The sequence below is a fragment of the Aliiruegeria lutimaris genome (genome assembly GCF_900099935.1).
GTDB classification, from domain to species: domain Bacteria; phylum Pseudomonadota; class Alphaproteobacteria; order Rhodobacterales; family Rhodobacteraceae; genus Tropicimonas; species Tropicimonas lutimaris.
In genome coordinates this window covers 17,683-30,499 of sequence record NZ_FNEK01000062.1, presented here as the reverse complement: position 1 = coordinate 30,499, position 12,817 = coordinate 17,683, and the positions used below count along the sequence as shown (strand labels likewise).

The following is a 12,817-nucleotide window of genomic DNA, read 5'->3' as shown; positions in this document are numbered from 1 at the left end:
TTCGCCCTCGTTTAATGTGTCTGGCATTCGCAAGACGGTTTCGGCGTCCGGGAGCCGTCAAAGAGCGTGCTGGAGAGCGATGGAGCCTTTTCGGGTATTAAACCACCCGGGTCGGTGTGATCCAGCTGTACCACGCAAAAAGTCCAAGCTTGCGGCGCCACCTCCGGAAGCCTCCAGCCGAGCGGAATACTGCTCGGCCGCGGGGGGCGTGCACCACTCCTTGTCGCTGACGCCGCCATGTTGGTGCCGACGCGGGCCGGGGCTATTCGACCGCTGCGGTACTCTTGTGCGACGCTCCAGGACATTCGGCAGCGTCTTGATCAGAGCGACAAGATCCCTTTGAAGGCGCTATATCGACAGGGTAGGCACTCTGATTTTTTTCATCTCTACGATACTTATCATGAGGCCACCCGGGAGGTTTTCCGCCATACTTACGCCACAAATAGCGAAGGGCCGGGTTGGATGGGGGGTCTCCGTTAAGCCTTGGCGGCCGGAGTTGTCCTCCCGGGTATCGTAGCGGCCCTTCGTTGTTCTCGGGAACTGGGAAACCGATGGTTGTTGCAACGACTGGGACGGCTACTAGCCCTTGGAGGAATGTGCGGCGCGTAACCTTAGGTCTCTTTTCTGAACCTCTCTGACCGAAAACCCGGTCGGCGCCCGCCTCGAACGACCAAGTGTGATCGTATCGGCCAGAAGTTCGAAACCGGAAGTCGGGTTGGAAGATGACGGTCCCAGTTTCGAAGGGGTCATTGCTGCGCGGCGGGCAGATTGTTTGACGGGGATAAACGCACATGGCGGGGCCTCCTTTAGTTGCCTGTTTCAGCCGCATCGCCCGTTGTGGGCTACCACCTTGCCGGAGTGGGCAGGTTGGTGCCGGAATGGATCCGGCTCTTGATGCACGTGAAATTGTAACACAGAGATCGGAGCAACCAACGGAAAATTTTCCGGACCTTCGAAAATTTTCTCTGGGGGTGGGCCCTGTTCCACGTGCCCCCTAGCCGCGGCAGGGTGGGGGGCTTCAGGGCCATTTTTTCGCCAGATTAGTTGCCTACAAATTGCCTTGGGCCGAAATCCCGCAAGGATATCAACAGGGCTATTCTTTTAACTTGTTTCTGTAGCTTGGTTATTTTGGCTCCGGCGGTAGGGATCGAACCTACGACCAATTGATTAACAGGCGATTTTATTGTCCATTTTAGATGTCTGAAATGGTGACAAATTTTCGAAACGATACTTTGTAACTGACTGTTTAATTGTGACAAATACCTCTGACCAATTGACGGTTGACGACAGTCAATGCCATGCGCTACCTGTTGAAGCAGTGACAAATCCGGTGACAAATCCGGTGGCACGGTTTTGACCTGTGACCAATCGCAAAGCCGGAAAATGAACAGAGGTAAGGCCAGCATGGCAAAGCTGACAGACGGAAACAGGGGTACGATTGCCAAGGCGGAACTGCCCGCAAAAGGCCAACGCTTTGTCTTTGATGATCACCGGGACGCGCCGCGCGGTTTCGGGCTGCGTATCACGGCGGCAGGGGGCAAAGCCTTCATTCTGAAATACAGCTTCGACGGGCGCGAGCGCCGGAAGACGATAGGCGACTGGCCGACATGGACACTTGAGGCCGCACGGGCCGAGGCCCGCGATTTGTCCCGTGACATCGCCCAAGGCAAAGATCCATTGGAAGCCAAGCGACGCAGGCGCCAGGAACCGTTACTCAAAGACCTTGCCGGGGAGTGGTTGGATAAACACGCATCCGGACTTTCAAGCGAGAAGGCAATTCGCGGATACATCAACAATGATCTGTTGCCCGCGATTGGCAACATGAAGGTTTCGGACATACGCCGTCGCGACGTGATCGAGGTTATCGAGGACAAGGCGGAAAAGACGCCACGCGCGGCCGCGCAAGTGCTGATCTACGCTCGCCGCCTGATGGATTATGCGACCGACCGCGATTATATCCCGGCAAACCCGCTGGCCGGGTTGAAGCCTTCCAGCATCACCGTGAAAGGCAAACGCGATCCTCTCAAAGCCAAGGTGCGCGCGCGTGTACTGGACCATGACGAAATCCGGGCCTTCTGGATCAATGCAGAGACATGCGACCTTCACCGGCTGACCGCTCTTGCGCTCAAGATGGTGCTTGTGACAGGGCAACGACCGGGCGAGGTGTCCGGGATGCGTGAGGATGAAATCTCGGGCCGCTGGTGGACTATTCCGGCCGCTCGACGCGGAAAGACGGACAGCGCGCATACCGTCTATCTGACCGATGCAGCCTTAAAGATTGTTACGGATGCCAAGGCCGAGATAGAGCGCTTGTCACGGCGTAGAGACGAACCATGGAGCGGCTTTATATTCGAGGCTCGACCGGGCAGGGCGGTTACAAATGCCGCCTTGTGCCGTGCCGTCGATCGGCAGCATGTCGCGTTAGGTGCGAAGACTGTGCAGCCTTGGGGGCGGTGGACCCCGCACGACCTGCGCCGCACCATGCGCACCGGACTTTCCGCGTGCCGTGTACGACCTGACATTGCCGAACTCACCATCGGGCACGTTAAGGGCGGAATCATAGCGGTTTACGACCAGCACAGCTTTGATGCCGAACGACAAGTCGCGTGGGAAGCATGGGAATCCCGCTTGTTGCAAATCGTGGCTGGGAAAGATCCGGATACCACGGAGGCTGGAAACGTGTTGAACTTAGAAAGGACGCGGGCATGAGCAAGAGGGCCATTGCTCCAGAAAATTTTGACTGGGCCAAGGCGGAGGCCCAGATTATTGACGAAATACGGCTGGGGGTGGAGAACAAGACTGGATGCACGGATTCGCCAAAATTACTTGCGAAAGAAATTCTGCAAGTGTGGAGAATCCCTTCGGCGATGAAAGTCCAACGTTTCGCGAAAAAGGCCGAATTGAACAAATTGCGTGAGTTGCGGCAGGCAGTACATAAAGTCAAAGCAGTATGGAATGACCTTGATCCAGAGGTTGCGGAATGCCTTGGAAATGCCGTGCGCGGAGATCGGTTTAGAGGGCAATCTGGTGTCAGTTCTGCGATGGAATGGGAATTGATGGGCTTTATTCATTTCGGCCCAGAAATGTTTGACCGCATGATCCCCGAGGTTGAGGATTTCATAAATGAAGGTCAGCCGGTCGGAAGGCGCAACTATGCCGAAATCCGGCTTGTCCATCAGTGCGCCAAGGTTTGGAAGTGGCGCACAGGAAAGCGGCCGAAATCTGCGCGCAACCAACGCTTTGCACTTTTCGTAACTGGAGTTTTCTACGCCATTGGAATCGACCCGGATCAGGTGTCGGTAGACAACACTATTCGTTCATGGGCCGAAATTGTTGCGGATTGAGACGCAACTTTCTTCGGTATCCTCAACCAACAAAAACGCCAATCGCTGACATTGGCCTCACTTCCACCGCAACACGCGAAAGAGTGAGGCCATACATGACCATTCAAGATCTTATCACGGAAGCTGACTACGCCACCGCGCGTGGCGTTTCCGTCCGCACGGTGCAGCGCGAACGTGCGCAGCGCATCGGCCCGCCGTTCATTAAGCTGGGCCGCAATATCTTCTATCGCCCGCAGGCAATCGAGAACTGGCTGCTGGAACGGGAGCAAGCACAGCCCCGTGCCGACGCCTGAAAAAGAAAACCCCCAACCGGGCTATCGGTCGGGAGTTTTCGGCATTTCAGACCTGCTGGAATTCTACCCCAAACCGATGGCCCTCACAAGGATTGAGGACATCGACAGTATGAAATCTTCACAAATCAAATTGCTTATGCGCCGCTTCGGTTTGACCGAGGCGCAGGCCCGCCTGATCGCCACCCTGGCATGGGGAGGCGCGGCATGACTGGCATAACCGTAGACATCAACAAGGACTTGTCGATGACAGGCCCGGCTGCCGTTTATCCGGCTAGCCCGATAAAACGTCGCCGCGCCACGAAAGACGAGATGGAGGTGAGGGCACAATTCCTGATCGGCTATGCCGTGGAACACGCCCCGGTCACCGTCCGCCAGTTGTTCTACGCCGCGACCGTCGCCGGCGTGCCCGGCATCGAAAAGACCGAGGCGGGTTACAACAAGGTGCAGACTCAGGTGCTGGATCTTCGCCGTGCGGGACGGCTGCCATATGACAGCATTTCCGACGCAACCCGCTACATGCGGAAGCCTCGCACTTTCGACGGCTGGGAAGCCGCGCTGCGGAACACGGCGCAAGTCTATCGCAAGAGCCTCTGGGCCGATAGCGACGTCGAGGTGGAAATCTGGTTGGAGAAATCGGCCCTGGCCGGCGTGCTCTTCCCGGTCACGTCCGAATACGACGTGCCTCTCATGCCGACCGGCGGCTATACGTCCGAGACCTTCGCCTACGGCTCCGTCAGTGACATGCGCGACACCGGCAAGACACTGGTGATCTACGCGCTGTACGACTTCGACCGCTCCGGTCAGGACGCGGCATATTCCCTGCATGAAAAGGTGGACCGTTTCGGCGCCGAATTCGATGTGCCAGTCTGGTTCAATCACCTCGGGCTGACCTACGAGCAGGTGACCGACCTCGCCCTGCCCACGCGGCCAGCTAAGCGCAAGAGCGCGGCGGATCAGCGTTGGCCCTATGACTTCGCCGCCGAACTGGATGCCATACCGCCCGACACGATCCGCGACATGGTGCGAGACGCTATCGAGGATCATCTTCCGGCGTCCGAACTGGAATACCTGAAACGCGTGGAACAGGCCGAGCGCGAAACGCTGATTAAATTCATCGGGAGGGACGTGTAATGGCAGAGACCGTCCGCAAGCCTTCGCGTCAGCAACAATGGCGCAAGCGCAATCCGAAGAGCTATCTCGCACACCTGACCGTCGAGAACGCCAAGCGCCTCGGGTTGATCTGCCGCCAACCCTGCGCGGTCTGCGGCGACCCGAAATCGGATGCACATCATCCCGACTATGACCGCCCGCTGCATGTGGTCTGGCTGTGCCGGAAGCATCACAAGCAGCTGCATGCGCGGGGTGGCAAGTGATGGCCCGGAATTCCGATGGTGGCGAGCACTGGACCAAGATGGTTCGGCAGAACATGGAGTGTCCCGCCTGGCGGGCGCTCTCCCTTCCGGCGCAGGCGATCTATCCGTGGCTGAAACTGGAGTGGAAAGGACCTAAGGCCAACAACAACGGCAAGATCAGCCTTTCCTTGCGCCAGATTGCCGACCGCGCCGGGTGCAACATCAAAACCGCCATGCGGGCGCTGCACGATCTACAGCGCAAGGGGTTCGTCGTGGTGAAGCGGCCTGCAAATCTAGGACTTGATGGCGAGGCGCGCAGCCATCTTCTGGAACTGACCGAGGTTGCATGTCCGCCCGAAACGCGCCCGAGAAACCTCTTCAAGGAATGGGAGCCGGGGGCGGATTTCCCGGTTGCCGAGGTCTCGACCAACAACCCCGAAGGCAGGAACGGAAAGAAAATCCCTGTGCCCTCTCGGGGCATGAAACGTTCCCTGAAAGGGCACGAAAAAAACGAGCACGTTCCCTCTCGCGGAAAGGACCGTTCCCCCAAAGGGCACGAACACGCCCAAATCGACCCCGCCCACGTTCCCTCTAAGGGGACATCCTTAGTTACCAGGGGGCTGGGGGAAATCATCGACATCGAAACCAAGAGCAGAAAGGCACAATGACCATGAAAGACGAAAAGCCCAACCGCCGAAAAGAAGTGCGGCGCGTCACCGCTCATGAGCACGAGCGCGCCAAGTTCACCTTGGAAGCGGCCATCGAAGAGATGACCGCGACCGGCGGCAACATCGAGGTTTTTTCCTGGATGATGCTGTTTGGCTCGGCGCAACTCTTCGCAGAGATACACGGCCCCGACGCTCTCGGCGACGCAATGGCAAAGCTGGTGCGCAACGAGACCTTGCGTCTCAAGCCGAGTGGGAGCGCTTGATATGGAGAAGAAGAATAACCGGCGGCGTAATTTTAGCGCCGCACGTATTCGTAGAAAGCTACGCATGCGCCGCGCAACGCTTGACGCAATGCTACGTTATAACGTATCGTTCAGTCAGTGTGATTTGCCCGATCATGGATCGGAGCACGCCTCCGCAAAAACGGATGGCCACCCTTCGCCAGAGGCGACGGAGAAAGCACAACCCCAATCAACCGGGGCGGCTTTCTCTGAAACGCGCCTCGACAGCGAAGGAACACAAGGTGAACATCCAGCAACTTCAAACCGAACGGCGCGCCAAGCTGCGCGAGGCTCGCGCCCTTTCTCGGAAGATGACAGCGGGCACCCCGGAGATGGAGGCACGGCAGATCGAGCAGGAATTCGATATCGTCATGACCGAAGTTGACGAGATCGACGCACAACTGGAAGAGCAGCGGGACGCGGCCCCGGCTGCGCCAGCAATCGGCGTTGACGTCACTGCGCGCGGGTCGGACGGCGGTGTCACCGACGTTCCCGAGGTTCGAACGGTCGGCCTCAAGCCCGAGCAGCGTATGGCCGATTGGATCAATCGCGAACAGCCTCGCTCGGAATATGCCGACCTTGAACTCGGCGCCTACTTCCGCTCGATGGTCAATGGTGCCCACACCGACCTTGAGAAGCGTGCCCTCACCGAAGGCACCGACAGCGCAGGTGGCTATACTGTTCCGGCGAACCTCTCGGCCCGCCTTATCGACCTCCTGCGTTCTGAATCGGTTGTCAACCGCGCCGGTGCGGTCACGGTTCCCTTGACCAGCGACCAGAACGTCATCGCCAAGCTGGCCACCGATCCGGTTCCGGCATGGCGCAGCGAGAATGCGGCCATTGCCGAGAGCGACCCGACCTTTTCGAGCGTGACCCTGACGCCGCGCTCGCTGGCGGTCATGATCAAGGTATCCCGCGAACTTCTGGCCGACTCGCTGAACCTTGAGCGCGAATTGCCGCGCATCATGGCGGTGGCGATGGCAAAGGAATGGGACCGTGTGGCCCTGCTGGGCAGCGGTACGGCACCGGAACCCGAAGGCGTGGCAAATGCAACCGGCATCGGCACTGCGGCCCTGTCGGGTGCCCTGACGTCATACGCGCCGTTCATCACGGCTCGCACCGCCATCAAGACCGCAAACGCCAACCCGACCGCCTACATCCTGCACCCGCGCGACGAGGGTACGCTGGCGGGACTTACGGCGAGCGACAGCCAACCGCTCATGGCGCCGAAGGCGGTTGAACAGATCCCGATGCTGACGACCACGGCCATCCCGACCAATGGCGGCACCGGAACGGATGAATCGACCATCTTCTGCGGTGACTTCCGCCACCTCATTCTCGGGATGCGGGCGCAGATCCAGGTCGAGGTTATCCGCGAAGCCTACGCGGCCAACCACCAATATGCGTTCATCGCGCATTTCCGTGGCGACGTGGCGCTGGCGCAGCCTGCGGCGTTCCACACGACCACCGCTGTGCAGGGGTAAGCCTGATGTGGCCGTTTTCCAAACGGGCAATCACGCAGGGGGACGGGAAAGTCTTCCTGCGTGATGACAGTTCCTGGGCAACCGCGAGCATCGGGGACGGTGTGACGGTCGAGAAGGCCATCGGCCTGCCTGCGGTATGGGCGGCGGTCAACTTCATTGCTGGCACGATTGCCGGTTTGCCGCTGCACATCTACGAACGCACTGGCGAGGGCCGGAAGCGCGTGGATTCGCCGTTGGCAACCATGCTCAACGAGCGCGCAAATCCCGGCGCCACATCGTTCGATTGGCGGAAATACAGCTTCGAGCGCGTGCTTACGAGCGGGCGGGCCTTCACCCTCATCGACCGCAACGCAGCGGGGCGCGTGTCGGGCCTGTATCCGCTGGACCCGGATATGGTGGAAGTCGTGCGGGAGCGCGGGCGCGTGTACTACCGCCATTGGCAGAACGGCGTGAAGGTCACATACCAGGCGGCGGAAATCCTCGACATTCCGTTCATGCTGAAACCTGACGGGATCGGGCACTGGGGACCTGTCTCTGCCAACCGCAACGCCATCGGCCTTGCCATTGCCTCCGAGCAATATGTCGGGCGCTTCTTTCAGGGCGGCGGCGTGCCCCCCTTCATCGTCACCGGAAACTTTCAATCCGGTGCCGCGTTGGGACGTGCAGCGGATGATCTGACCAATGCCGTTCACAAGGCGGCCCGAGAAGGTCGGCCTGCTCTCACTCTGCCGAATGGGCTGGAAATCAGTTCGGTTGGCACGGACATGGAGAAGGCGCAGCTGGTCGAGGTTCAGCGCTTCCAGGTTGAGCAGGTTGCCCGCATCTACTCCTTGCCTCCGACCTTCCTGCAAGACCTTACGCATGGGACATTCTCGAACACCGAGCAGCAGGACCTGCATTTCGCCAAGCACACTCTCAAGCGATGGGTCGAACAGTTCGAGCAACAGCTTAACCTCAAGCTGTTCCGCCCTGGCGGTCGACAGTTCGCCGAGTTCAGCATGGACGGCCTCCTGCGTGGCGACGTGAAGACCAGGATGGAGGCGCACGCCCACGCCATCCAGAACGGCGTCTATAGCCCTGCATACGCCGCCAAGCTGGAGAATGCGCCATACCACGCAGAAGGCGACAGGCTGATGATACAGGGCGCCACCGTGCCGATTGCGACCGTCGGTGACGCCGAATGAATGCGAGAGGGCACTTGATTGAGGGCGACGCAGCCCGCCCGACAACGGGAAGCCGGATGCCGGCCCTCGCAACTCGCAGAGCGGTTCAATCCGGCATGGCTGCACATCAATGCAAAGGGGGGTGGGTCAAATCTCTCCCCCTTCAAACCGGAAACCGTCCGCCCCCCTTCCTTCACACGTCCGCACTTCAGATATTCGAGGTTCCTCATGCCAGCCCGAAAGAAACCCCTCAGCCTTGCCCGGATCGACGGCAGCGCGGCCAAGGACCCGCAACGCTACCGCGACCGCAGCGAGCCAAAGGTCATACCCTTGGGAGAACCGCCCTCATGCCTGACAGGCCCGCAGAGCGCCGCCTGGGAAGCATTCGTCGCCGAGGCACCTTGGCTCGCGGAAAGCGACCGCGCGCTTGTGTCGAGTGCCTGTGCGCTGCGGGCGCAGGTTCAGGCCGGTGATTGCAACGCGTCTATCATCCGTGAGCTTCGGATGCACTTGACGGCGATGGGCATGACACCGACGAGCCGGCAAGGTGTCCAAACGCCGGAAGAACCGGAAGACGATCCGTTCGCGCAATTCGGATCGTGAGCATGTCGTGGGGCGCGCCCGCTTCCTGCACTGGGCCGAAATACGGATGACCTAGATTGGGTCCGCGTTCAACTAAACTAAAGAGGTCGCCGTCTCTACTCTTGACAAGAATACCACTGATTGTTTCGCTTCCGTTGAAGCAAACTGGAGGCGATTTTGGTCCAAGCGTATGTCAAGCCTAAAAGGCTTTGGTTGAAATCCCATCCGGATTATTCTGAGAAATGGGTCCAAGCGCTCATAGCTGACGATCCGTCGATTCTTGGCCTCGGCGATCTTATTTTGCGTGATCAGGAGCGCATTCAGCCCCGCGCCGGAAGGCTTGACTTGCTTCTTCAAGACCCTGAAAGCAAGCGTCGTTATGAAGTCGAGTTGCAACTCGGGGCCACGGACGAAGCGCATATTATAAGGACGATTGAATACTGGGATATCGAGCGAAAAAGGTACCCACAATATGACCATTGTGCAATCCTTGTGGCTGAAGATATAACCAGCAGGTTCCTAAATGTCATCTCGTTATTCAATGGTACGATTCCATTGATTGCGGTGCAAATGCATGCTGTACAGGTCGGCGACAGCATAACGCTTATTTTCTCTATTGTGATGGATGAATTGACCCGAGGCGTCGTGGATGAGGATGAGGACGCCGAAGCTGCCCCAACTGACCGAGCGTTTTGGGAAACCAAAGCCACAAAAGAGACTGTGAAATTGGCAGATCGGCTTCTTGGCATCGCGCAAGAGTTCGACCCAACATTGGAATTGAAATTTAATAAATTCTACTTTGGCCTATCGAAGGACGGACAGCCCTTTAATTTCGTGTCGTTTCGACCCAAAAAAAATCAAATAAACCTAGAGGTGAAGATTCCGGAAACGGAGGAGATGGACACTATGATAGAAAATTCTGGCATAGAAACTCTGGAATATAATAAACGCTGGGGGCAATATCGATTTCGTTTGACCAAATCAGATATTGAAAGTAAGCCTGATGTTTTGAGGGAATTGATAATGGCAGCATATGAGCGACGTGCGGGGTAAGCTTAATTTCCATTTCGAGCGAACTACATCCGGAAGAATATGAATCTGGCGTTGAGTTTGTTGAATAAAACGGGGCAGGTAGGAGCGAAGTTAAAGAAATGACTGCCGATGAACTCTTCGCCGCTGTCCAAGTGCCGGAAACCGCCGAGGAACGGTTTGCCTTGGCCGAAGAGCTTCTTGCCGAATACAAGGGAGACGACAAGGAATTCATCACACCTTACCTTTGGGAGATGCTAATCGTGTTGGGGATTCCGACGCAGAAACGTGACAATGAGTAGCCAGAAGGCCTTGCCTTCCGGCTTTAAATCGCCCTGGCTCACATACCATGCAATGCCGCGCGGCACGCGAGGGAACCCTCTTTTCCGAGGCAATAATTCACTCACAGAGGGCGTTCCGGGTCTTCGCCCCAACGGCTATCGAGATTACCTACCCTTTCCTTTAGCCCAAAATGCTCCCGAAACTTTTCGGATGGTTTAATGCAAGGAAGGTTAGGGTAGGGACCAGCGAACGGGAGCGACCACTAGGTGCCCTCGATTGCTTTAGATGAAAAAATTTGGCTTCCAGCCAAAGTGGCGTAAACTTGCCTAATTCCCACAAAAACGAGAGCGGCAGTTAAAAAGGCAATTTGCTTGTTGGTTCTCAGAGAGTCATTGTGGCGGCGGTTGTCTTCTTCAGATTCAGCGAGAGTGTGCAATCCCTGGCCTTTGAAGCGAAGGAGTGCGTCCTCCTTATTACTTTCTAGATCTCCACTTTCGACAAGCGAATTCAGTACGATCTTGTAATATCGGCAAAGTTCCCTGTACTTCGGATGACCTGCCCCCCGAGGCTCCCTCATTCATAACGAGAGTCTTCGGGTCTGGGTTTCATATTCCTCGGTTTCGAGTTGGGCAAGCGCGCCGCTGAAGCCGTGTTATCCGTTGCAATCAATTGTGTAGAAAACGTCGTAAATTCCCTTTCCCAATAGACTATCGACCTTCTTCGTCGCGGCGCGGTTAGTTATACGATAGCCTTGGTCGCAAGGCGGGTTCATCCTCGCAATTTTATCCAACTGCTCTAACCGTTGTTGCTCGGCTCTCTCAGAGTTTACTGGGTAGACCGTGTCCGCGATGGTACGCCACTGGAACATGTTCGGTTCAGGCAGAGGCGTATAAGTCGAAAGCGCACCTAAATCGTGCTCAGCGCAACCATTGGCAGCGAGTACCAATATGCTCAACAAAAGTTTTTTCATTTTCCTAACCTCACCCCGGCGCTTCTGCTATCCTCCACAATGAACCCCACCCCGGCGGTTTCTAGGGCGGCCTGCACTGCGGAGATGTTGTTCGAGATTGGCACCCACTTCTCAGCCTCGAAACTGGTCACAGTGGCGCGGGACAGGCTTCGTACGTCGAAGAGGCGTGTTTTCTTTGGGTGGCCGAGGTAGTGGCGAATCTGGTGACAAATTCGGTGACAAGGCAAACAAACGAGAAAAGCCCCCGAGGGGGCTTGCCAATAAACCTCTGTATTCTGAGAGATTTTTGGCTCCGGCGGTAGGGATCGAACCTACGACCAATTGATTAACAGTCAACTGCTCTACCGCTGAGCTACGCCGGAACACGGGGGGCGATATAGCAACAGGGGGTGAGGGCGTCCAGAGGGATTTTACGAATTTGTCTCAAAGTTTTGGTCGCCGGTTTCCGGATGCCGGAGCGAAATCATCCCGTCCGGCAGGGATGTCGCAAATATCATTTTTTTAGTACTTAAATCAATGATGTGAGCGAGAACGTTCCGCGCTGCTGCGGGGAAGAGCGCCTCGGGCGTATCGGTATAGATGCCACGCACAAGCGTTTCCACCGTGCGGGGCGCGCGTGACAGAAGCTCCAGTATTTGCCTCTCGCGTTCGCGTCTGTGGTGGATCAGCCAAGCAAGCCGCTCCTGCGGATTCTCCACCGCGTCGCCGTGACCTGGATAGTACCGACGGTCCTGTCGCGTCTTGAGTTTTTCACAGGACGCCATGAAGGCGGTCAGGTCGCCGTCGGGGGGCGAGATCAGAGAGGAGGCCCACCCCATCACGTGGTCGCCCGTGAAAACGGCGCCGTTCCACGCGAAACTCAGGTGGTTGGCGATATGGCCCGGCGTCCAGAGCGCCTGCAGGCTCCAGTCGCCCGCCTCGACCGTGTCGCCATCGGCCAGGCGGATATCTGGCGCGAATTCCGTGTCGATGCCCTCTCCACCGCCCAGCATGCCGTCCGCTGCAAGCGCTGCCATGATCGGGGAGCGGCCTTCCTCATGCGTGCCGAAGGCCAGGACGGGTGCCCCGGTTCGTTCGGCAAGCGGGCGGGCGAGGGGGGAATGGTCGAGATGGGAATGGGTGATGAAGATGTGGCTGATGCGCTCGCCCGGCTCCAACGCCGCGAGCAGCGCGTCCAGATGGGCCGGCATCGCGGGGCCGGGGTCGATTACGGCCACGTCGCCCGTGCCGACGATATAGCTGTTTGTGCCCCGGAACGTCATGGGCGAGGGGTTGGGCGCCAGCACCCGGCGCAGCCCGGGTTCCAGCTGCGTAAAACGCGTGTCTCGTGACATTTCCCGTTCCTCTCAAGCGGCCCTGACGTTAGCGT

General features: G+C 57.8%; 15 protein-coding genes, 1 tRNA gene and 1 riboswitch. Of the genes, 13 read left to right on the top strand and 3 right to left on the bottom strand.

Features of this window, described 5'->3' with window-relative positions; genetic code table 11:
- Positions 1–796 precede the first annotated feature (796 nt).
- Positions 797–903, bottom strand: a riboswitch (SAM-I-IV-variant riboswitch).
- A gap of 501 nt (positions 904–1,404) precedes the next feature.
- The 13 genes from BLR85_RS21370 (at position 1,405) to BLR85_RS21310 (ending at position 10,498) form a co-directional block, all read left to right on the top strand.
- Positions 1,405–2,709 carry a tyrosine-type recombinase/integrase gene (locus BLR85_RS21370; protein WP_093162110.1) on the top strand — a complete coding sequence of 435 codons (1,305 nt, stop codon included), beginning with the start codon at positions 1,405–1,407 and terminating at the stop codon, positions 2,707–2,709.
- Positions 2,706–3,344 carry a hypothetical protein gene (locus tag BLR85_RS21365; protein ID WP_093162107.1) on the top strand — a complete coding sequence of 213 codons (639 nt, stop codon included), beginning with the start codon at positions 2,706–2,708 and terminating at the stop codon, positions 3,342–3,344. Before BLR85_RS21370 ends, BLR85_RS21365 begins: the two co-directional genes overlap by 4 nt.
- Before the next feature lie 95 nt (positions 3,345–3,439).
- Complete coding sequence (locus BLR85_RS21360; RefSeq protein WP_093162104.1) at positions 3,440–3,637, top strand: helix-turn-helix transcriptional regulator; 198 nt, start codon at positions 3,440–3,442, stop codon at positions 3,635–3,637.
- Positions 3,624–3,845 carry a hypothetical protein gene (locus BLR85_RS21355; RefSeq protein WP_093162101.1) on the top strand — a complete coding sequence of 74 codons (222 nt, stop codon included), beginning with the start codon at positions 3,624–3,626 and terminating at the stop codon, positions 3,843–3,845. The genes BLR85_RS21360 and BLR85_RS21355 overlap by 14 nt, the downstream gene beginning before the upstream one ends.
- Positions 3,842–4,768, top strand: coding sequence for a hypothetical protein (locus BLR85_RS21350; protein ID WP_244520818.1), 927 nt, complete (start codon positions 3,842–3,844; stop codon positions 4,766–4,768). Before BLR85_RS21355 ends, BLR85_RS21350 begins: the two co-directional genes overlap by 4 nt.
- Entirely contained in the window at positions 4,768–5,010 is a 243-nt protein-coding gene (locus BLR85_RS21345) for a hypothetical protein (protein WP_093162098.1), read from the top strand. The genes BLR85_RS21350 and BLR85_RS21345 overlap by 1 nt, the downstream gene beginning before the upstream one ends.
- Before the next feature lie 38 nt (positions 5,011–5,048).
- Entirely contained in the window at positions 5,049–5,657 is a 609-nt protein-coding gene (locus BLR85_RS29610; protein WP_212635124.1) for a helix-turn-helix domain-containing protein, read from the top strand.
- Positions 5,654–5,920: a hypothetical protein gene (locus BLR85_RS21335; protein ID WP_093162096.1), complete on the top strand. Its 267-nt coding sequence runs from the start codon at positions 5,654–5,656 to the stop codon at positions 5,918–5,920. The genes BLR85_RS29610 and BLR85_RS21335 overlap by 4 nt, the downstream gene beginning before the upstream one ends.
- Before the next feature lie 260 nt (positions 5,921–6,180).
- The gene (locus BLR85_RS21330; protein ID WP_170844681.1) at positions 6,181–7,422 is read left to right on the top strand and encodes a phage major capsid protein; all 1,242 of its coding nucleotides are present in this window, start codon (positions 6,181–6,183) and stop codon (positions 7,420–7,422) included.
- Positions 7,423–7,427: 5 nt separating this feature from the next.
- Entirely contained in the window at positions 7,428–8,606 is a 1,179-nt protein-coding gene (locus BLR85_RS21325; RefSeq protein WP_093162090.1) for a phage portal protein, read from the top strand.
- 207 nt (positions 8,607–8,813) lie between these two features.
- Positions 8,814–9,188: a hypothetical protein gene (locus BLR85_RS21320; RefSeq protein WP_093162087.1), complete on the top strand. Its 375-nt coding sequence runs from the start codon at positions 8,814–8,816 to the stop codon at positions 9,186–9,188.
- A gap of 156 nt (positions 9,189–9,344) precedes the next feature.
- A complete protein-coding gene (locus tag BLR85_RS21315; protein ID WP_093162084.1) occupies positions 9,345–10,220 on the top strand; it encodes a DUF5655 domain-containing protein in 876 nt (291 codons plus the stop codon).
- Positions 10,221–10,318: 98 nt separating this feature from the next.
- Complete coding sequence (locus BLR85_RS21310; RefSeq protein WP_093162081.1) at positions 10,319–10,498, top strand: hypothetical protein; 180 nt, start codon at positions 10,319–10,321, stop codon at positions 10,496–10,498.
- A 632-nt stretch (positions 10,499–11,130) separates the two neighbouring features.
- On the opposite strand, the gene BLR85_RS21305 is transcribed toward BLR85_RS21310, so the two are convergent.
- The 3 genes from BLR85_RS21305 to BLR85_RS21295 form a co-directional block, all read right to left on the bottom strand.
- The gene (locus tag BLR85_RS21305) at positions 11,131–11,448 is read right to left on the bottom strand and encodes a hypothetical protein (protein WP_093162078.1); all 318 of its coding nucleotides are present in this window, start codon (positions 11,446–11,448) and stop codon (positions 11,131–11,133) included.
- Positions 11,449–11,735: 287 nt separating this feature from the next.
- A tRNA-Asn gene (locus BLR85_RS21300) sits at positions 11,736–11,810 on the bottom strand.
- A 48-nt stretch (positions 11,811–11,858) separates the two neighbouring features.
- Positions 11,859–12,782 carry an MBL fold metallo-hydrolase gene (locus BLR85_RS21295; protein ID WP_093162075.1) on the bottom strand — a complete coding sequence of 308 codons (924 nt, stop codon included), beginning with the start codon at positions 12,780–12,782 and terminating at the stop codon, positions 11,859–11,861.
- Positions 12,783–12,817 lie beyond the last annotated feature (35 nt).

What these genes read in the sequence shown, in the direction of transcription:
- BLR85_RS21310 (WP_093162081.1), top strand. Translation starts at nt 10,319, where the DNA reads ATGACTGCCGATGAACTCTTCGCCGCTGTCCAAGTGCCGGAAACCGCC.
- BLR85_RS21325 (WP_093162090.1), top strand. Translation starts at nt 7,428, where the DNA reads ATGTGGCCGTTTTCCAAACGGGCAATCACGCAGGGGGACGGGAAAGTC.
- BLR85_RS21365 (WP_093162107.1), top strand. Translation starts at nt 2,706, where the DNA reads ATGAGCAAGAGGGCCATTGCTCCAGAAAATTTTGACTGGGCCAAGGCG.
- BLR85_RS29610 (WP_212635124.1), top strand. Translation starts at nt 5,049, where the DNA reads ATGGTTCGGCAGAACATGGAGTGTCCCGCCTGGCGGGCGCTCTCCCTT.
- BLR85_RS21305 (WP_093162078.1), bottom strand. Translation starts at nt 11,448, where the DNA reads ATGAAAAAACTTTTGTTGAGCATATTGGTACTCGCTGCCAATGGTTGC.
- BLR85_RS21370 (WP_093162110.1), top strand. Translation starts at nt 1,405, where the DNA reads ATGGCAAAGCTGACAGACGGAAACAGGGGTACGATTGCCAAGGCGGAA.
- BLR85_RS21335 (WP_093162096.1), top strand. Translation starts at nt 5,654, where the DNA reads ATGACCATGAAAGACGAAAAGCCCAACCGCCGAAAAGAAGTGCGGCGC.
- BLR85_RS21295 (WP_093162075.1), bottom strand. Translation starts at nt 12,782, where the DNA reads ATGTCACGAGACACGCGTTTTACGCAGCTGGAACCCGGGCTGCGCCGG.
- BLR85_RS21350 (WP_244520818.1), top strand. Translation starts at nt 3,842, where the DNA reads ATGACTGGCATAACCGTAGACATCAACAAGGACTTGTCGATGACAGGC.
- BLR85_RS21345 (WP_093162098.1), top strand. Translation starts at nt 4,768, where the DNA reads ATGGCAGAGACCGTCCGCAAGCCTTCGCGTCAGCAACAATGGCGCAAG.
- BLR85_RS21360 (WP_093162104.1), top strand. Translation starts at nt 3,440, where the DNA reads ATGACCATTCAAGATCTTATCACGGAAGCTGACTACGCCACCGCGCGT.
- BLR85_RS21320 (WP_093162087.1), top strand. Translation starts at nt 8,814, where the DNA reads ATGCCAGCCCGAAAGAAACCCCTCAGCCTTGCCCGGATCGACGGCAGC.